The following is a 20,091-nucleotide window of genomic DNA, read 5'->3' on the forward strand; positions in this document are numbered from 1 at the left end:
TGACTTGTTATAAGCCACTTGCTACCAAGCTTAACGGTTTTGTAATTACTGAACTTAACCAATTAAAACCAGAGAAATTTTTAATTAACCAATAGATTAACACTATATTAATTAATAAGAATATAAAAAAGTAAACCTGAGCTACTTTGTAATTACCGCCAATTTTGAAACCGTTTTTAGGAACAAAAGTGGAGGTAAAACCAAGCAATGAATAACCCAAAGACCACAGAATAAAAAATGCAATATCCAATGTGATTTGAGCTGAGTGCGAATAAGCTAAAACGACAAAGGAGATAGCCATGAATGCACGATATAAAGAAGGTAAATACTCAGTAGAGTACTCACCCAAATCATTGGGATCTTGGAAGTATTGTTGATCTAGTTTTTCAGAAAATACAAAACTAGCGAGTAAGCAAAGATAGATAAATGAATGAACACCCAAACCCAGTTCGATTAAAACACCGATAACGAAAAACGCCACTAAAGCCCAGAGGTTCACTTGACGATTTTCTAATTTTAGGATTCTCGAAACGACCATGTTAACGCAAAACTTCCTGTGGCTTATAACGCCTTGCTAAGCGGAAAATAATAGATGGCTATAATCGCGAAGCGAAAGCCAACTGTTATTTTTCCGTTTAAGCAACTTGTTAGGGGGATTAATTATTATCAACAAATTTATCTATCGGTTTGCTTGATGAAACAGGTGATATTTTAGATACAGACTCTGGATTTAATACGACCTTCCATACCGCGCCTAGCAGACCTAATACATCTACGAATAATGCTCCCGATGCAGCTGTAATTGACGTTGATGAATACTCTGTAGGATTTAGTATCATGTACCCACAAATTGCTGCAACTGTAGGTAATAATATAACAGCAACATACCCCATTATTAAACGAAGAATAAACCATCGATCACTTTGAGCGAGTTGATGATTAAACGTTTCTCTTTCTTGCCTTAGTCGCTCAATTGCACTTTCTAAGGCGATTGTATTGGCTGTTATATCAGTCATGCTTATCTCCTTGAAGTGATTTCGGTTTGCTTTCTGGTTTATCGATTAAATAACCAAAAACACTAGGGATTAATGCACCAATAAGAATGCCCGTGAAGTACTTGAATATATCATCAGAGAAAATATTTTGACCAAATGCCGTCATTGCAGCAATAAATACAACGCCTAATAGTGCAGCAAGCAAAGAGAGACTAAAAGCTTTCCCATGTTTCTCTACTTTTGCTTTCTCCCAACGATTAAGTTGCTCTTTTTCAGCCATTAAAAGCATCCGCTCAGCCATACCAGGCACAATATTTTCGTACTCTTTCAATATATTAGGGGGAGGGATAGGACCAGATTCCCTTTTTAGAGCCTCAAGTAGCTTTGGTAGGTAATGCTTATACTTTTCTTCAGATGATAGGTCAATTGCCAAAAATTGGCTAAGAAATGGAGGCAATTCAACATCAGCATCTGTAATTACAGGAATAATTTTTCGCTCAGGAAAATGCTCCTTTGTTGCTAGTGCTGTCGCAAGTTCAGTTGAAAACCAAGGACTAGTTACAGTATCAGTAGATACTAGCACCAAATAAGTAGAGGCTTCTCTAATAGCTTTTGTGATTGAGTCGGTTAAATTTTCACCTACTCCTAACTGCTCTTTGTCGAACCATACAGAAAGCCCAGCATTAGACAAATCTTGTGTGATTTTTTTAGCATATTCTGAATTAGAATGTGTATAACTTAAAAATATATCCATATGACTCCAATATTGGCTAATACCCCTAACGCCTCATTAAGAGGCTAAAAATAGTTGGTTAAAATAAGCGACGAAGGAGCAAAAACCAACTGTTTTTTGTCCTGCTTTAATGACTTGTTATGCTTTTATACCACCCAAACGCTTCTATTTTAATTCTTGCCTCTACACCTTGAATATCTATATTCATACAAGCCAAAACTTCTGCCGCTGTTAACCAAATAGAAATCTTTGGGTTACTAGTCACGAAGTCGTGTCTAGTGATATGAGAGCCATTGTATTCGGCAGTTTCTACCACTCCGTGACCAGCCCATTTAACAAAAGCGCTAGCTTGATTTTTATCCATTTTGGTTAGGTAATCATTAAAGCTAAAATTTACATTTTCAATTTTGTGAGCTAATTGGTTTCTCAAATTAGCTAGTTTTGTTAAAAAACCAGCCTGTTCTTTATATATAGCGTCCATTTTTTCAAGAAGTACAATTTTCCCGTTGCGTGGATTAGCTTGCTCTAAGAATGCTAATTCAGTTTCAATTTCAGGTGCTCTAAAACGAATAGCTAATAAGTGAGTTGTGGCAGCTTCAAATAAAGCACTAACTTTGATAATAAATGACCAATCATCTTCTTTTAGTAAGTCTCGATAAAAGTCTTTTGGTAAATTAAGTCGTGATTCAAAATCGGAAACATCATTAAAAATATTGCTCACTTAAACTAATTCCTTACACCAAACTTCGAGAAAAGCATAACGCCCACTTAAGGGGCAAAATAGAGTTGGCTAAAATAAGTGAACGGAGTGAACAAAACAGCCAACTTTATTTTGTCCCTCTTTAAGTTCTTGTTATGTTTTTTATACTAAAACTATTGCCGACAACAAACCAGAACAAACTAACACCATTGAAAAATATAGAATTAATTTTCTAAGTTTATATTGGATAAGTTTTAATGGACGCAGGAAAAAATGACTGAACATACAACCAACGACACCAAACCAGAGTAGTGATACAAAATATGCATCGTTAGAATGGTAAATGATGGTAGCATTACGCCCCCAGAAAACAGCCTCGCCGGATAGCAGCAATAGAATAGTGTACGTGAGTAGTGATAACGGTGCTATTAAACCTAATACAGCTATTTCTACTTTTTGATATTTTGCTAAATCCATTTATTCCACAACACTTGAGAAAAACATAACGCCGCATTAAGCGGCTATTTATAGTTGGCTAAAATATGTGAGGCACGAACAAAAGCCAACTGTAAATTGTCCGATTGAATGCCTTGTTAGCAGTTTACAAATAAACTTGAGCGGTTTACCGCTTAAACTATTTATAAGCTACTGATTAATTTAATGACTTTACCTTAATTAAAAAGAAGCGCTAAGAATAGGGCGACTTAAGATAAATGTAAAAAGATTGATTTGAACGAGGAATTGCATGATATGAAAATCCATTTTATTCGTTAAAAACTAATCCATGTTTTTACACTTAAAGATAAAGACTGCTAACGCCACGCTAAGCGGCGAAAAGTAGTTGGCTAAAATAGTGAACGTAGTGAACAAAAGCCAACTGTTTTTTGTCCGTTCTTGAGCGCCTTGTTAGGTTTTTACTAGCTCCTCACTACAATGAGGACATGATTGCATTGAAAAGCCAGCCTTTTTACTATTACTTAGTGCTAGAAATGGTAATTGCACATAACAAGCGGGGCAGCACCATATTTTACTTAGTACAAACCTTACAATGATAACTGTTGGTATTACGGTACTCCACATACCAACGGAAATGTGAACTGGCCCTAACATTAACCCCGAGTGAAAAAATGCTTCAAGGGTTGGAACAGAGTATAAGCTCGCGAGAAATAAGAAATATACCAACACGAAAGTAGAAAGCTTCCATTTGGCTTGCCAAAAGCTTAGCTGAATTTTATTTCCATTTGGTTTATTTAGAAAGTAAGAGAAGATCAAAATACCTGTGAGCAATGCTAACGGTAGCCAACCCATTTGATTATCACCTTCATAGGTACTTATAAGAGATATAAAAGTTAAAAGTCCAAACCACATGACCAAAGCTGTGATTATGACATTTAAAATATTTTTGAGAATCTTCACTACTCTTCCTTGAAAACCTAACGCCTCATTAAGAGGCAAAAAATAGTTGGTTAAAATAAGCGACGAAGGAGCAAAAACCAACTGTTTTTTGTCCTGCTTTAATGACTTGTTATAAGCCACTTGCTACCAAGCTTAACGGTTTTGTAATTACTGAACTTAACCAATTAAAACCAGAGAAATTTTTAATTAACCAATAGATTAACACTATATTAATTAATAAGAATATAAAAAAGTAAACCTGAGCTACTTTGTAATTACCGCCAATTTTGAAACCGTTTTTAGGAACAAAAGTGGAGGTAAAACCAAGCAATGAATAACCCAAAGACCACAGAATAAAAAATGCAATATCCAATGTGATTTGAGCTGAGTGCGAATAAGCTAAAACGACAAAGGAGATAGCCATGAATGCACGATATAAAGAAGGTAAATACTCAGTAGAGTACTCACCCAAATCATTGGGATCTTGGAAGTATTGTTGATCTAGTTTTTCAGAAAATACAAAACTAGCGAGTAAGCAAAGATAGATAAATGAATGAACACCCAAACCCAGTTCGATTAAAACACCGATAACGAAAAACGCCACTAAAGCCCAGAGGTTCACTTGACGATTTTCTAATTTTAGGATTCTCGAAACGACCATGTTAACGCAAAACTTCCTGTGGCTTATAACAGCTTATTAGAAGGCAAATTGCGCGCTTTCTACAATTTATCTTCCTTGATTTATTAATTACTTAATAATTTAGCTTAATCAGCTTTTCTTTGCTAGTCATACAGTTAAATTGTTTTTTGTAGTGATTCGTTGAGTGAAAGCGCGCAAAATGCGCGCTTTCATCGCGGAAAGAAGGATTTATGCTAAACTGTATTTATATACAGTTGTTTTTGTGAGCAGAGAAAAATAAATGAAATCACCTTATTTACGTTTTGTGGAGGAGCAAATGAGGGCGCGAAGGTATGCGAAGCGTACAATAGAAGCGTATACCTACTGGATAAAAGGTTTTATTAATTTTAATCATAAAAAGCATCCTAACGATTGTCATAACCACGAAGTTGAGGCATTTTTAAGCTTTCTAAGTAATCAGTTGAATGTGGCCCCAAGAACTCAAGCTTTAGCGTTAAATGCATTAGTGTATTTATATAAGTTTGTTGTTGGTAACCCATTAACTTTATCTTTAAGTTTTAATCGAACCAAAAATCAGCAAAAGTTACCTGTTGTACTTACAAAAATTGAAGTTGCGACATTACTAGATCAAATTAATAGTGCTTATCAACTACCCTGTAAATTAATGTATGGCAGTGGCTTACGGCTTATGGAAGTAGTAAGGCTACGTGTGCAAGATATTGATTTTGATTACCATTCTCTATGTGTTTGGCAAGGCAAAGGAGGGAAAAACAGAAGAGTAACATTGGCAAAAGATCTTGTAAGCGAATTAAAAACACAAATAGAATTAGCAAAAGTGCATTTCAATAAGGATATTTCAAAACAGGAATACGCGGGCGTATATTTGCCGTATGGATACGGAAGAAAAAACCCTACCGCTAGATTTGAATTTGGGTGGCATTACTTGTTTCCGTCTACAAGGTTAAGTGCTGATCCTGAAACTGGAGAGATCAGGCGTCATCATATTGATCACACCGTATTACGAAAATCGATTAAATCGGCAAGAATTGCCTCAGGTTTGAATAAACAGGTGACCTGTCATACTTTGCGACATTCATTTGCTACACATTTGCTTCAACGTGGTACAGATATCAGAACCATACAAGAACAGCTTGGTCATACGGACATTCGTACAACACAGATATACACTCATGTAATAGAACAAGGAGCTAACGGTGTAAAAAGCCCCTTGGATGATTTATAACGCGGTTTTACAGTGACATAAAAAAACGCCCAAAGTAGGGCGTTTTCTATTAGGCTAGTTATGCGCTTAAGTTACTCTTGAGACGCTAAGTACTCTTCGTAAGTACCTGCAAAATCAACGTAACCGTCTTCTTTTAATTCAATAATACGGGTTGCAAGGCTTGATACAAACTCACGGTCGTGTGATACAAATACGATAGAGCCTTCAAACTGTTCTAGTGCCATGTTTAGTGACTCAATAGATTCCATATCCAAGTGGTTGGTTGGCTCGTCCATTAATAAGATGTTTGGTTTTTGCATCATTAACTTACCAAACAACATGCGACCTTGTTCACCACCTGATAGTACTTTAACTGACTTTTTAATGTCGTCAGCAGAGAACAATAAACGCCCTAAGTAACCACGAATGCTTTGTTCGTCGTCTTCAGCGCTACGCCATTGGCTCATCCATTCAAATACCGTCATGTCTTCTTCGAATTCATGTGCGTGATCTTGCGCGTAATAGCCGATGCTGTGGTTTTCAGACCACTTGAAGCTACCTGACGTTGGTTCGTATTCGCTCATTAACGTTCTTAAGAACGTGGTTTTACCCGCACCATTTTCACCAATTACCGCGATACGTTCGCCCACTTCAGCCATGAAGTTAATGTCTTTTAGTACGTGGTTGTCGTCAAAACTTTTGTTTAGGTGTTCTACTTCTAATACGTTACGGAATAATTGCTTTTCCTGCGTGAAACGAATGAATGGGTTTACACGGCTTGAGGCTTTAACTTCCGCCAATTGAATTTTATCAATTTGTTTAGCGCGAGAAGTGGCTTGCTTCGCTTTTGACGCGTTCGCTGAGAAACGTGCAACAAAGGCTTGAAGCTCACCAATTTGGGCTTTTTTCTTGGCATTGTCGGCAATAAGTTGTTGGCGTGCTTGGGTTGATGCCAACATATATTCGTCATAGTTTCCTGGGAATACACGTAATTCACCGTAGTCTAAATCGGCCATGTGTGTACACACAGAGTTTAAGAAGTGACGGTCATGCGAAATAATAATCATGGTCGATTCACGTTCGTTCAACGTGTCTTCTAACCACTGAATGGTGTGAATGTCCAAGTTGTTGGTTGGCTCATCCAGTAATAAAATGTCTGGATCAGCAAACAGTGCTTGTGCCAGCAGTACACGAAGCTTCCAACCAGGAGCCACTTCACTCATTAAGCCGTAATGCTGTTCAACGGGAATACCTACACCCATTAATAATTCACCAGCGCGGCTTTCTGCACTGTAGCCATCCATTTCAGCGTATTCTGACTCTAAGTCACCAACGCGCATGCCATCTTCTTCGCTCATTTCTGGTAAAGCGTAAATGCGATCACGTTCTTCCTTTACCGCCCATAGTTCGGTATGGCCCATGATAACCGTGTCAACAACACTGTATTGTTCAAAGGCAAACTGGTCTTGGCGAAGTTTACCGACGCGATCATTTTGATCAAGTGAGATATTACCGCTGGTAGGGTCTAAATCGTAACCTAGAATTTTCATGAAGGTTGATTTACCACAACCATTCGCACCAATTAAACCGTATCGGTTTCCATTGCCAAACTTTTGTGAAATGTTTTCAAACAATGGCTTAGCGCCGAATTGTTGCGTGATGTTGTTTGCTATAAGCATGTATAAATCTACCAATAAAAATAATGCGCGCGATTATACAGACACTACAAGCTGAAGTCATGCTTGATGAAGATAAAGTAGAGCAAAATGATTAATTTTTGCTAATAATTCGAATGGGCTGTTACTGGCAGCAATCGGCAGGTAAAGGTTGTGCAGCCCAATGCCTTGCCATTTAACGTAATAAAATTTGGCTCAAAGGAATAGGGGGTGAAATCTAGCTTTTTTAATACAGCGATTGAAGCGGGATTATTTTCAAGTACTTGTGCGTGTATCGTTCGAGTTGAATAAGTAGTCCTAGCGCGCTCAAGCAGTGCTTTTAGGCAGTAACTTGCATACCCTTTGTTAATGCTATGCTCTGCAACACGGTAGCCTACACTGCAGATATGATTTTGCGTTTCAATATCTTTTAAATTGCCGCGCGCAACAATAAAACCTTGATGAATTAACACTCCTGAATAGTGGCTGCCACGTTTCATGTTTTTTTCGGCTTGAATGATATGTTGTTCTATGCCGCTTGTGCTGTAAAAACTTGCAGGTCTTGGTGTGATCAATGACTCAAACCAAGCTTTGTTTTCTGATTCAAATTGAAGCAGTAAATCAAGGTGCTTGAGTGAGAGTGTCTCGAAGGTTAGGGTAGGTTCAGTAACTGTTGTCATGATTTGTTAACCAGTGATTAGCAGGGCAATATGACATATGTTACTTGGTGCGCTCTTTGATAGCTTCTTCGAGCTTTCTTAATTCAGCGTGGCATTCTTTGTTCTGTTTAGTTGAACCTTTGGTGCACGTTGCGCTGTTGTTATTGCTTAAATCAACGTCTCTTGATGTGCCATAGTAAACACACGACGACAATAATAATATACACAATATCGCGAAACTAATTCTCATCATGTACTCCGTTTCATGAGTTAAATCTATCTAATTAAAGGGTAGGTTGTTGCTTGTTATTTATTATGACAGCTTATTTCTTACTTTTATGTCTTTGATCATCGTGATATTGCCAAAGTACATTCAGTATTTTCCATTCCCCGTTGTCATTTTTAACTAGATGCATGTAGTCAATCCATTCGTCAGCCGTTAGTTTTACTGACGCTACGCGGTTATCTATGTCGAATATTTTAATATCAATTTTTGGCTGTGCAGGGAACTTGTCACCATTTTTATTATAGTTATCCGCCACCCACACCATAGTGTCAAAGTCGGTTTCCATGATGGTTTCCGCGCCATCTTTTGTTTGCCAATACGTTCTTTTAGCTAATTTTTTATCCAGCCCTTTTTTCATCATCTCAGGGGCTACCTTGTGCTGAGACTCAATATAATCAAGCACGGCTCTTTTAACTTTATCGGAATCGGATACCTGAACAGCAATTACGTGGCTGGACAATAGCATTGATAACAGTAGGGTAATGGTGCGATACATAAAGCTGTCCTTAGTTGTTTTGCGATGGTTTGCGTTGTTATTTGGCGCTATTTGTTAGATTTTTTTTAACGTCATTTGCGCGGTGTGATGCAGCAATGCTTTATTGCCGACTTTACCATGTCCTGGTACTACCGTTTTGATGTTTGGATACTTGTTAATGACATTGCTAATCGACTTTGGCCAATCAGGTATTGACGCATCACCCGTGTATCCTAAGCTTTTACTCCCCAGACTCTTAATAAAGCAACCACCAAACAGCATATTGGATTGTGGTAGCCATACCACGATATTATCTTGTGAGTGGCCAGCGCCGGGGTAGAACACTTCAATAGAGTCGGGAACAAGCTCAAAAGTGTTTTTAGTAATAACGTGGTTTGAAGGTTCTTTTTCATTTTCACTCAGTAACGTGTTTGTTAGCTCAGTGGCATACGTTTTGATATTTAATTCGTTTAGAAGCGACATGCCGCCGCTGGCATCTTCATGAAAATGAGTAACAACACTGGATTTCACGGTAAGGTTTTTTGACTTTATCCATTGCAGAAGTTGTTTGGTTTCAGCCACTGTCCATGGGGTGTCAATTATGTGCGCGTTTTCTCCGTCAATAACCACCAACCCTGACGCGCCAACCAAGCCCCACGGAGCTACCTCCTTGTATGAGATATGCTGATATACGTTGTCTGTAAGCTGCACCATTTTTAGATTAGATGCTTCACTTGCTGCCATGCTTAACCAAGAAAGTACTGACAGAAATAAAACTATAAATTTCATATGTGAAACGGCTCTACTCGTTAATGATTGTTAAAAGATTGCTGGTACGTGCCAGAGGTGAAATAGATGTTAACGTTAAGTTTGTATTCATTTTTCAAAAGATGCATTCAGTATGGGTATAAAGTAACCGAGTTATTCACTGATAAACAGTGCAATTGTTGTATACACATACACTTTTACAATTTACGTTAGTCCATTCGTTATATTTAACTTAACAACTAGTCTTAGCTAGCTTGTAACTTTGAGATGACCCATTTGCGCTGAGCTTCTAAAGTGTAGCGTGAGAACTTACGGTGAAATGATGCCAGGATTTGAGCCGCTACCGTCAGCATTGGGTGGAAAAGCGTTCGAACGTTCAGTGGACGGTTTTATAACGGGTGAAGTACTTTTTTGTTGATGCGTAGCGTAATCAACAGTTTGTGAAACCAGCAAGCGTTAGCTCACTACAGAGCTAACGCTTTTTGATTTTTTCGATTATCTTCGCTTTTTTGGCGCCTTAGGCTTACGATCGTCAAATTGATTATCTGAGAACCGTGTTAATCCTTGTTTGCCGTTACGTGACTTAGGTTTACTGTGACCACTGACACCTTCTGAACGTTTAAAACCTTGGGCATTATTTTTGCCTTTACCGCCTTTTTTATAATGCTGGTGGTTTTGTTCGCCGCGTGTTTCAGCTGGCACTAAACAGCCAGGTTTATTGCCAATGAGTTTACGAGCTAGTCCCATTTTAGTGACTGCTTCACGAATAATGGGCCAGTTAGCCGGATCATGGTAACGCAAAATAGCTTTATGTAATCGACGCTGTCTTGTCCCTTTAGGGATTGGAACCGCTTCATTCGCTTTCTTGATGTTTTTAAGCGAATTTAGCTCGGTATGATACATAGTTGTCGCGTTGGCTAATGGCGACGGGTAAAAGTTCTGAACTTGGTCTAGCTTAAAGTCATTCTCTTTTAGCCAAAGAGCTAAATTGATCATGTCCATTTCAGTTGTGCCCGGATGTGCAGAGATGAAATACGGGATCAAGAACTGCTTTTTGCCTGCTTGTTTTGAAAACTTGTCAAACATTTGCTTAAACTCATGATAGCTGCCCATGCCAGGCTTCATCATTTTGTTCAAAGGTCCTTCCTCGGTATGCTCTGGGGCAATTTTTAAATAGCCACCAACATGGTGAGTTGCAAGCTCCTTAACGTACTCAGGATCTTTTACTGCTAAGTCATAACGGACACCTGACGCAATAAGAATTTTTTTAATGCCTTTAATTTTTCTTGCTTTGCGATACAAGTTAATCGTTGGTGTATGATCTGTATCTAAATGACCACAAATGGTTGGCCAAACACAAGACGGTTTACGACAGGTTGCTTCCGCTTTTTTGCTCATACAATTGAGCTTGTACATGTTTGCCGTTGGGCCACCTAAGTCAGAAATTACACCCGTAAATCCAGGCACTTTTTCTTTGATGTCCTCAATTTCATTGAGTATGGATTCTTCTGAGCGACTTTGAATAATTCGACCTTCATGTTCTGTAATTGAACAGAAAGTACAGCCACCAAAACAACCACGCATGATATTAATTGACGTTTTTATCATGTCATATGCTGGGATTTTAGCGTCGCCATAGGCAGGATGAGGCACACGTTTGTATGGTAATCCGAATACACCGTCCATTTCTTCTTCACTGAGCGGGTAGGCTGGCGGGTTTAACCAGATGATTCTATCACCGTGGCGTTGAACTAACGGTTTAGCAGAGCCAGGGTTTACTTCTTGGTGAAAAATACGAGACGCATGTGCGTACAGTACTTTGTTTTCTTTAACTTGCTCAAACGTTGGCAAATTAATGTACGTTGTTTCCCAAGGTTTGCTTTTGTTTTTCCATGTTTTGTTTCGATACTCGGTCAATTCAATAGGCTGAGCTGACTTAGTCACATCTTCACTTGGGTCGACAGTAACGGCCTTATTTTGCTGGCTGTCACATTCACTAGTTTTTGTTGTGTCAGTGTAAGGGCTTAAAATTGGGTCAATTTTACCGGGCTTGTCGATTGATCTTGAATCAATGCCTTTCCAGCCAGGTAGTGCCTGCTTTGTTAAAAAAGCTGTGCCTCTAACATCGGTGATCGTTGAGATATCTTCACCGTTAGCGATACGATGGCTGACTTCAACCAACGGACGTTCGGCATTACCGTAAACCAAAATATCAGCTTTGGCATCGAATAAAATAGAGCGTCTGACTTTTTCAGACCAGTAGTCAAAATGTGCTATTCGTCGCAACGATGCTTCAATACCACCTATAACAACAGGTACGTCTTTGTAGGCTTCTTTACAACGTTGGGAATACACTAAAACAGCGCGATCAGGTCGTTTGCCACCTTCATTATTAGGTGTGTAGGCATCGTCATGACGGATACGGCGTTCAGCGGTGTAGCGATTGATCATTGAGTCCATGTTGCCGGCGGTTACACCAAAATATAAATTGGGCTTACCCAGTTTCATGAATTCATCTTTCGACTGCCAATCAGGCTGTGCGATCATGCCAACTCTGAAGCCTTGTGCTTCAAGCATTCGACCAATGATCGCCATGCCGAAACTCGGGTGGTCAACATAGGCATCGCCGGTGACTAAAATAATGTCACAACTATCCCATCCTAATTCGTCCATTTCTTGACGAGACATAGGGAAGAATGGCGCTGCGTCGTAACACTCAGCCCAATATTTTGGATAGTCAAACAATGCTGTTTTCGGTAATGGGATCATCTACTCACCTTAAAATTTAACACTTCCCGAGAATTCTTAGTATAGTTAAGCCAAACATTCGAAATCGGGCGCGCGATTATAGCAAATTTAACCCTTTAGTACGTATTTTTTTGTATTTCTTACCACTTACGCAATTAAATACTGCTAGTTGGTTACAATTATGTAACGTGTTATTCACTTTTCAGTATACTTTGTTATGCTGATACAGTGCGTACTTAAAATACTTAATGATTAATAACTTAAAATAAACAAATGTATAATACCTATATTGCAAGGCAAGCCATATTAGATCGTAATGCCAAAACGATTGGCTACGAGCTACTATTCAGAGATAGCCAAAATAACGAATTTCCTGAGATAGATCCTGATATTGCGAGTTCTAAACTCATTGTTGAAAATCACATTCATGGGGATATTCTTGCAATTAGCATGAATAAGCTCGCTTTTATTAATTTCACCGAAAAATGTTTAATTAATAAATATCCTTTGATGTTTGATCCTTCCAGTATTGTGATTGAGTTGGTAGGGCACACCACAACGTCAGAGCGCCTTCTTAAAATCACAAAATTTTATCATGAGAAAGGTTATAAGGTCGCACTAACGGAATATAACTTGGATGAACAGTGGGACGTGCTGTTCCCGTTCATTAGTCTGATTAAGGTTGATATTGAGAAAATTAACCCTAAACGTTTAAAGCAAGTGATGATGCGCACTAAAGCGCATGGCATTAAGTTGGTGGCAGAAAAGGTTGAAACTAATTTGCAGTTACAGTCGTTGGCTGAGATTGGTTTTAATTTTTATCAGGGTTTTTTCTATCATCGACCTGAAATGATTGAAGGAAAAACTTTAGCACCATTTAAGACGCAAATGCTGAATTTGATGAGTGAAACCTTTAAGACACCATTGAACTTTGAAGCGATTGCCGAAATTATCAGCCACGACGTAAATTTAAGTATTGGCTTGTTAAAAATGGTTAATAACGTGGCAACTGGCACACAGGTTGAATTAACTTCCATAAAGCAAGCTGCAACCTATTTAGGTGAAGAAAAACTAAAACAGTTTGTTTCTATTTTAGCGTTGTCAAAATTGTCGTCAGAGCAAACAGAAGAAGCCGCTAAACAAGCCTTGATTATTGGTAAACTCATGCATGAAATAGCTCGAAAAAGCAGCTTTAAAGATGTGCTTGAGTATGCGTTCATAACGGGGCTATTAAGCTCAATTGAAGCAATACTTAAAATGCCCTTAAACGAAATTTTGGCAACCATGCCTGTAGCGCAGCCCATTAAAGAGGCACTTTTACATGGTACTGGAAAATTAGGTATTTTCCTCTCATTAATTCAAAACTATGTAAACGGCGATGATGAAACCATTAACGAAAAGCTTCAGTCTAATAATTTAGAAGGTGGACAAGTTCATTCGGCATTTGTAGATGCTTGTCGTTGGTGTAGTGATATAAATGGATCATTTTCATAAGCAATGAGTTTGTTGTCACGCTGTTTTTATCTTTAAATGGTTAACAGCGTGTAATTGGTCGACTGCTAATTGCTTCTGGTCGTAAAACGCCGCATTTTTTTTGAGATGCCTTTAGAATAATATTAATTGTATAAACGTGAATATTAATAAAGGCTTATGAAAACACTACTGATCCCCCTAGCGATAACGCTGTCATTAAGTGCTTGCGCATCAAATATGGCAAGTGCCCCCAGTTCATCTCCTGAAATTGTTGATGGTGAAGCTCAAACGGTACTCGCAAATAACACCGAAGTTTCCAACAACACTGAAATTACTTTAGAGAAAATTATGTCAGATCCTGATTGGATCGCACGCTCTCCAAAAGATTGGTATTGGGGGGACGACAGTAAAACCATTTATTATAAGCAAAAAAGAGTAGGCAGCCCCGTTTATGACTTATTTTCAACTGCGGCTACCACACAAACTGCTTCAGAAAGAGTCAAACTTGCGCAGCTACATGTTAAAGCTGACACAAGTTCACAGCTGAATAATGCTGGTACTCATGCCGTTTATATTTATGAAGGTAATGTTTTCCTTAAAGAGCTTGCGACTCAAGCCACGCTTCAATTGACGTATACGTCGGCTATTGAAAAAACTCCAGTATTTCTAGTCAATGGTAATGTCGCTTATCGAGTTAAGAATAAGTTTTTTGAGCATGATTTAGCAACGAGCCGTGTGCGAGAACTTGCTAGCTTGGTGATGAGTGCGGATAATACGGAAAGCCAGAGTACACGCAGTTATATTGCCAAAGAACAACACGTTCTAATTGATTATGTTGCTCTACAACAGCGTAATAAAGCATTAAAAAATGAGCAAAAAGAGCGAATAAAATCGCGAAACTCGACCATAACGCAAACTGAGTTTTACCTAGGTGCAGGCAATAGAGTTGTGCATGCCAGCCTATCTCCCCGCGGCGATAAAATGATTGTCAGTGTTGCGAGTAGCAAGTCTAGTCGTAGTCAAACAGACATTATGCCTAACTATATTTCAGATGATGGCAATATTCACGCAAAACGAGTCAGAGCGAGGGTTGCGGATAATCGTAAATATCAAGAATCTCTGTTTCTTCTTGATTTAAAGTCAGGTCAAAAATTTCCGCTCTCGTATCAGCAACTTCCTGGTTTTGACGAAGATGTTTTAGCTGACGTTCGCAAAGAAAATTATGCCCGTGAAGGAAAGAGCTACCAAGTTAAAAATACCCCGCGTAATATTCATGTGATGCGTGCCAGAAATCCAATTCAGTGGCGTGAAGACGGACAGCAAGTTGCCATTTTGCTTGAAGCGTGGGACAACAAAGATCGCTGGTTAACGTCTGTAAATTTATTCGAGAATAAACTGGTATCACAGCACAGGTTACATGACGATGCTTGGGTGAATAATCGGTTTAATGAATTTGGTTGGCTGGGTAATACCAATCATTTGTTTTATTTATCGGAAGAGTCAGGTTATTCACAGCTTTATACCAAATCCTTAGTGGGTAAGGCCAAAAAAGTTACATCGGGCGAGTATGAAATCAGTGATGTCATACTGTCAAAAGATGCGAGTCAATTTTTCTTTAAAGCCAACATGAAGCATCCCGGTATTTATGAAGTATATTCAGTCAATGTTGATGGCGAGCAATTTACGGCATTAACCGATTTGGATGGCATGGTTGATTTTAAATTAAGCCCAGACGAGTCAACACTTTTACTAGAGTACTCATCGCTCACCATGCCGCCAGAGCTTTATGTTCAGCGAGCTCAAGCAGGGCAAACGCCAACACGACTGACTTTTACGGTGTCAGATGAGTTTTTGGCAATGCCGTGGACTGCTCCTAATGTGGTGCCTGTACCTTCAAGCCATCAAGAGTTACCCGTGTATTCTCGTGTTTATTTACCTAAAGAACATAAAAAGGACGGAGAGAAATATCGCGCGGTTATGTTTAACCACGGCGCGGGTTATTTACAAAACTCTCATTTAGGTTGGTCGGGTTATTTTAGAGAATTTATGTTCCATAACATGCTCGCCCAACAAGGGTACGTGGTTATTGACATGGACTATCGCGCGTCTAAAGGTTATGGCAGAGACTGGCGCACGGCAATATATCGTCATATGGGTGAGCCGGAAGTGCAAGATATGCTTGATGGCGTGCAATGGTTAGTCAATGAAGCAAATGTAGATGAAAATCGTATTGGTACTTACGGTGGCTCTTACGGCGGTTTTTTGACCCTGATGGCATTATTTAAAGAACCTGAGGTTTTTCAATCAGGCTCTGCACTACGTTTAGTTTCAGACTGGGCGTATTACAATCACGGATATACCTCTAACATATTGAATACGCCTGAGGATGATAAAATAGCTTATGAACGCAGCTCTCCTATTTATTTTGCGGAAGGATTGAATAAACCATTATTAATCAACGCACCTATGGTTGATGACAATGTATTTTTCCAAGATACAGTGCGTTTAGTACAACGTTTGATTGAGCTTGAAAAGCAAAATTTTGAAACGGCAATTTACCCAGTTGAACCACACGGTTTTGTACAGCCGAGTTCTTGGTTAGATGAATATCGAAGAATTTATAAGTTGTTTGAAACAAACTTGTAATTTAAAAATTGAAATTCAATTGTGAATTTATCATTCGAAATTTAAAAGGCAATATAACTATTGCCTTTTTTTATGGTATAAATACTCTAAACAGATGCGCTAGCCTTTGGGTTTTGTGTATATATTCAACGCATAAAATATTGCTTTTTTCACCAATTAACTCCAGTGGATAAAATGAATAGACCTTGGTCATTATCGAACATTGTTAACCATCTTTATAGTGTCTTTGCTATAGGAGGGAGCTTAGCTGTGGGGTATGGTATTAATATGATTGTCACGTTAATACCGCCAAGTCTCATTGGCATGATTGTATTGGCAACAGGGCTTAAGCTTAATTGGATCGATGCTGAAAAGCTGAAAGCAACTATTGCTTGGATAATAAAGCACATGGGTGTTTGTTTTGTACCTGCCGGCGTGGGGGTGATGGAGCATTTTAATCTGTTAAAACACGATGGTCCTGTTATGTTGTTACTGGCGATCAGCTCCACTTTATTGCTGATGTTTATTGTTGGCTGGCTTTATCAGCGACACACATTGAAAGGTCAGTGATATGGTATTTATCGGGCAGTTTATTTTCTATTGTATGATGACCATTGTGATCTATCAGGCATTTGTTTTTGTGCAAAAAAAACTGGGTAAGATTTGGCTAAACCCAATGATGTTGAGCATGCTTGTGATTATCCCACTTTTAATCGCCAATGAAATATCGTTTAAGCAATATTATCAGCACACTCAAATATTTAGCCATTTGTTAGAACCGGCTATTGTCGCATTAGGCTTCCCGCTGTATCAGCAATTACAAACGATAAAATCGAATGCTAAAGTTATTATTCAAACACTTTGTTTAGCTATTTCAATAATGCTGATAGTAAATGTTACCTTAGCAGTGTTAATTTTAAATACACAAGAAGTTGCGGTTTCATTAGCGCTGAAGTCGGTCACTACACCGATAGGACTTGAACTAACCGAAGATATTGGTGGTATCGCTGCTATTACGGCTGTTGGCATCATCATAGCAGGCATTGTTGGTGGTGTGTTTGGGTTGCGCTTTCTTCATCTAACTGGAATTCATTGCCCTAAGGCACAAGGCTTGGCAATAGGGTGTGCCAGTCATGCATTAGGCACAGCAACTATCACCCCGGTAAGTAGTAATCACGGTGCATATTCATCTTTAGCGCTAATTTTATCAGCAGTGATAACGGCCATCGCTAGCCCTCTCCTAATTCCCATTATTTTAAATTTATTGGCCTAAGTTAGAGTGGGGGTATTTGCTATTGCCACTGTTCTATTATGGCTTGATGCTGACCTTTAGATTTGATTGTGGTAATTGCTTGATTTAGTTGATTGACGATCTCTTTTGGCGTTGACAAGCTACAGGCCAAATAAAAATTTAGCGGTTTGTCATTTAAATTCAGGTAAGGCGTGAAAATACTCGGGTCAATATTGTCGTGTAAAGCACGATATTTAACCGTCATGATATCCGCAAAAATCAAATCAATGGCTTTTCTCTCAGCCAACAACCTCAGCAAAGAGCTTGAATTATTGACAATATACAGGTTTTCGCCTTCTTTAAAGCCTTTCTCTATAAGCAGTTGATGGGTGACATCATCACGAATAACAGCGATTTTATACTGTTTAGCTTGCTCAAGTGTGCTGATCTCAATGCCACTGTTGTCACGTAAACCAATCAATGTTGAGTCAGTGGTCGCAATGGCTTGCGTCCATTGAAATAGGTTTTCTCTTTCGGGTGTTCTAGCTATTGAATAAATACAACTATTTTTGTTATTGATCGCCATATGATAGGCCCTTGTCCATGGATAAATTTTGATTGAATAATCAATATTTGTATGGGACAAAGCGCTTCTTATCACTTCAGTGGCAAAGCCTTTCACTTTTCCATCAACGGTCATTTGATACGGAGGAAGGTGTTCCGTCAGAATATGTAAAGTAGGAGGGGACGCTTGTGCAACCAATGAATATATTGCTGCTATTAACGAAACTATACTGCGAATTAACATCATTACTATGCTCTTTTTGTTCCATCTAAATAGCAAAATGAAAGTGTAATAGGTTATTGTTTAGGGTGTTGTTTAAAGGTTTTATTTTTCTTCGATTTTTAATAAAAAACCACGTTGTTATTGCACATATGCATCACCTACATCATCGTGCCATTTGTTGTTAATTTGTTCAAGTGTTCCATCTTTTTTAATCGCCGAAAATCCGTGTTTAAGACGTTCCAAAATTATCGATTGAGTAGATAAATTGCAGGCTAAATGAAAGTTTAGTGATGTGTTTTCGATGACCACTAACGACTCAAACTCACTCATAGCGATACCTGCATTTTTCGCCCGATATCTTATGGTTACATCGTCAGCAACAATAAGGTCTATTTCTGGTTTTGTGTAAACCAATTTTAGTAATGATTCGGTGTTGTTGACGATATAGAGGTTCTTTTTTTCTTCAAACCCATATTTTAGTAGTAAAAGGTGGGTAGCATCATCACGTATAACTGCGACATTGTAGTTTTTAGCATCGTCCAGAGTTTTTATGTTTAACCGACTTTTTCTCAAGCCATATATCACTGTGTTGGTCTCGGCGAGCCGTGCAACCCAGTGAAACATAGTTTCACGTTCAGGAATGCGTGCAATAGAGAATATACATACATCTTGCTTGTTCTTAGTTAAATTATAACTGCGTGCCCAAGGGTATACATCAAGCTTGTAAGGCAATTTACTTTTCGCCATTGCTGCGGTGATCAAGTCGAAAGAATAACCATCCAGCTCTTGGTTTTGGTTGCGATATTGTAGTGGAGGTAAGTTTTCAGTGACTAATGTCACTAAGGGAAATTCTTCAGCTATAGCAACAGCGTTAAAAGAAAGTAATGTCATCAAGACCGATAATATAATTCTAAATGGCAATTTCGTTACTCCTACTAGGCTGTAGTAGATATTATCGTCAATTGCAGTTTGATGCCATACTCTCTGTTTATTGGCACTGTTTATTGCTTTTGGTGCAATTGAAATGGTTTAATTTTCAGTTTGTACTGTATTGTAGAATTTTTGAATGATGAAAAAGCTTAAACCACCTATTGCGCCATACAGATGTGCATCTACTGCAACATTAGCTTCTATCATTTGTGCGATACTTTCACTGGCGCCATAAACTTGTTCATGAATTAATTTTATCACTACACCGATGAGCAATAGATACCCCGTTTTTTCATGGGCATAAATATCTTTTAACGTTCCCCATAAAAAGATCCCGTGCAACACACCGGACAATCCAACGTAGTAGTTTAATGAAGAAAACAATAATAAACCTACGCCAGTACAAAGAGCGCAAGTTAAAAATAGCAATATAAACGTTTTAGCGCGATAGAAATGACCGTGCATTGTCCACAGCAAGATAACGGCAAAGCAATTGAGTAGCAAATGCGTTAAGTTTGTATGATAGAAATGACTGGTTAACAGCCGCCATAACTGAAAATCATTCAATGCATCTCGGTTAAACTCGAACCAATGTACGCCAGCGGCACCAAAATAGGCCCCAAATGCTAAAGCTAAAACCAATAACGGAGACTTGTGTTGCATAAAACCGTTAATAAATTTTTTTGAGATGTGTAAAATAGCGATATCTTCAGGTGTATAGATTTAGGACGCAGTTTATTTTTAATTCAACGTTAAATAAAGAGTTTAT

Annotated in this window: 20 protein-coding genes and 1 pseudogene; 6 read left to right on the forward strand and 15 right to left on the reverse strand. The window is 38.5% G+C overall.

The features are described 5' to 3' along the window. Positions 1–7: 7 nt before the first annotated feature. The 6 genes from QUE03_RS08360 to QUE03_RS08385 form a co-directional block, all read right to left on the reverse strand. Positions 8–538: a hypothetical protein gene (locus QUE03_RS08360; RefSeq protein WP_286267024.1), complete on the reverse strand. Its 531-nt coding sequence runs from the start codon at positions 536–538 to the stop codon at positions 8–10. Between the two features lie 118 nt (positions 539–656). Continuing rightward, on the reverse strand, positions 657–1,016 hold the full coding sequence (locus tag QUE03_RS08365) for a hypothetical protein (RefSeq protein WP_286267026.1): 360 nt from the start codon (positions 1,014–1,016) through the stop codon (positions 657–659). Then, complete coding sequence (locus QUE03_RS08370; RefSeq protein ID WP_286267027.1) at positions 1,009–1,749, reverse strand: DUF2335 domain-containing protein; 741 nt, start codon at positions 1,747–1,749, stop codon at positions 1,009–1,011. Before QUE03_RS08370 ends, QUE03_RS08365 begins: the two co-directional genes overlap by 8 nt. Positions 1,750–1,855: 106 nt before the next feature. Beyond that, positions 1,856–2,449 carry a hypothetical protein gene (locus tag QUE03_RS08375; RefSeq protein WP_286262024.1) on the reverse strand — a complete coding sequence of 198 codons (594 nt, stop codon included), beginning with the start codon at positions 2,447–2,449 and terminating at the stop codon, positions 1,856–1,858. A 141-nt stretch (positions 2,450–2,590) separates the two neighbouring features. Further along, the gene (locus QUE03_RS08380) at positions 2,591–2,905 is read right to left on the reverse strand and encodes a hypothetical protein (protein ID WP_286267029.1); all 315 of its coding nucleotides are present in this window, start codon (positions 2,903–2,905) and stop codon (positions 2,591–2,593) included. A 1,048-nt stretch (positions 2,906–3,953) separates the two neighbouring features. Then, positions 3,954–4,484, reverse strand: a complete 531-nt coding sequence (locus QUE03_RS08385) for a hypothetical protein (RefSeq protein ID WP_286267024.1) — start codon at positions 4,482–4,484, stop codon at positions 3,954–3,956. Positions 4,485–4,743: 259 nt separating this feature from the next. Between QUE03_RS08385 and QUE03_RS08390 the strand changes: the two genes are divergently transcribed. Further along, entirely contained in the window at positions 4,744–5,706 is a 963-nt protein-coding gene (locus QUE03_RS08390; protein ID WP_286267031.1) for an integron integrase, read from the forward strand. A gap of 71 nt (positions 5,707–5,777) precedes the next feature. Here the strand turns inward: QUE03_RS08390 and QUE03_RS08395 are convergent, their stop codons facing one another. From QUE03_RS08395 to bla, 5 genes are all read right to left on the reverse strand, one after another. Further along, positions 5,778–7,364 (reverse strand): ABC-F family ATPase, encoded by a 1,587-nt coding sequence (locus tag QUE03_RS08395; protein WP_286267033.1) that lies wholly within the window; start codon positions 7,362–7,364, stop codon positions 5,778–5,780. A 101-nt stretch (positions 7,365–7,465) separates the two neighbouring features. Beyond that, positions 7,466–8,020: a GNAT family N-acetyltransferase gene (locus QUE03_RS08400; protein WP_286267035.1), complete on the reverse strand. Its 555-nt coding sequence runs from the start codon at positions 8,018–8,020 to the stop codon at positions 7,466–7,468. Between the two features lie 40 nt (positions 8,021–8,060). Beyond that, a complete protein-coding gene (locus QUE03_RS08405) occupies positions 8,061–8,252 on the reverse strand; it encodes a hypothetical protein (RefSeq protein WP_286267037.1) in 192 nt (63 codons plus the stop codon). 70 nt (positions 8,253–8,322) lie between these two features. Beyond that, positions 8,323–8,781: a nuclear transport factor 2 family protein gene (locus tag QUE03_RS08410; protein ID WP_286267039.1), complete on the reverse strand. Its 459-nt coding sequence runs from the start codon at positions 8,779–8,781 to the stop codon at positions 8,323–8,325. Positions 8,782–8,835: 54 nt separating this feature from the next. Then, complete coding sequence (gene bla / locus QUE03_RS08415; RefSeq protein WP_286267041.1) at positions 8,836–9,549, reverse strand: subclass B1 metallo-beta-lactamase; 714 nt, start codon at positions 9,547–9,549, stop codon at positions 8,836–8,838. A 289-nt stretch (positions 9,550–9,838) separates the two neighbouring features. Between bla and QUE03_RS08420 the strand changes: the two are divergent. Beyond that, a pseudogene (locus QUE03_RS08420) lies at positions 9,839–9,946 on the forward strand (short chain dehydrogenase); the annotation flags it as partial. A 77-nt stretch (positions 9,947–10,023) separates the two neighbouring features. Here the strand turns inward: QUE03_RS08420 and QUE03_RS08425 are convergent. After that, the gene (locus QUE03_RS08425) at positions 10,024–12,297 is read right to left on the reverse strand and encodes a YgiQ family radical SAM protein (protein ID WP_286267042.1); all 2,274 of its coding nucleotides are present in this window, start codon (positions 12,295–12,297) and stop codon (positions 10,024–10,026) included. Between the two features lie 252 nt (positions 12,298–12,549). Between QUE03_RS08425 and QUE03_RS08430 the strand changes: the two genes are divergently transcribed. The 4 genes from QUE03_RS08430 (at position 12,550) to QUE03_RS08445 (ending at position 17,647) form a co-directional block, all read left to right on the forward strand. Then, on the forward strand, positions 12,550–13,770 hold the full coding sequence (locus tag QUE03_RS08430; protein ID WP_286267044.1) for an EAL and HDOD domain-containing protein: 1,221 nt from the start codon (positions 12,550–12,552) through the stop codon (positions 13,768–13,770). 156 nt (positions 13,771–13,926) lie between these two features. Then, positions 13,927–16,395: a S9 family peptidase gene (locus QUE03_RS08435; protein WP_286267046.1), complete on the forward strand. Its 2,469-nt coding sequence runs from the start codon at positions 13,927–13,929 to the stop codon at positions 16,393–16,395. Between the two features lie 174 nt (positions 16,396–16,569). Continuing rightward, positions 16,570–16,944 carry a CidA/LrgA family protein gene (locus QUE03_RS08440; RefSeq protein ID WP_286267048.1) on the forward strand — a complete coding sequence of 125 codons (375 nt, stop codon included), beginning with the start codon at positions 16,570–16,572 and terminating at the stop codon, positions 16,942–16,944. A gap of 1 nt (position 16,945) precedes the next feature. Then, entirely contained in the window at positions 16,946–17,647 is a 702-nt protein-coding gene (locus tag QUE03_RS08445) for an LrgB family protein (RefSeq protein WP_286267050.1), read from the forward strand. Positions 17,648–17,666: 19 nt separating this feature from the next. Here the strand turns inward: QUE03_RS08445 and QUE03_RS08450 are convergent, their stop codons facing one another. The 3 genes from QUE03_RS08450 to rrtA all read right to left on the reverse strand — a co-directional run bounded on the left by QUE03_RS08450 (position 17,667) and on the right by rrtA (position 19,985). Next, positions 17,667–18,416, reverse strand: a complete 750-nt coding sequence (locus QUE03_RS08450; protein WP_286267052.1) for a substrate-binding periplasmic protein — start codon at positions 18,414–18,416, stop codon at positions 17,667–17,669. A 114-nt stretch (positions 18,417–18,530) separates the two neighbouring features. Beyond that, a complete protein-coding gene (locus QUE03_RS08455; RefSeq protein WP_286267054.1) occupies positions 18,531–19,313 on the reverse strand; it encodes a substrate-binding periplasmic protein in 783 nt (260 codons plus the stop codon). A 108-nt stretch (positions 19,314–19,421) separates the two neighbouring features. Beyond that, a complete protein-coding gene (rrtA, locus tag QUE03_RS08460; protein WP_286267055.1) occupies positions 19,422–19,985 on the reverse strand; it encodes a rhombosortase in 564 nt (187 codons plus the stop codon). Positions 19,986–20,091: the final 106 nt, after the last annotated feature.

It is taken from the genome of Thalassotalea atypica (assembly GCF_030295975.1).
Lineage (GTDB): Bacteria > Pseudomonadota > Gammaproteobacteria > Enterobacterales > Alteromonadaceae > Thalassotalea_F > Thalassotalea_F atypica.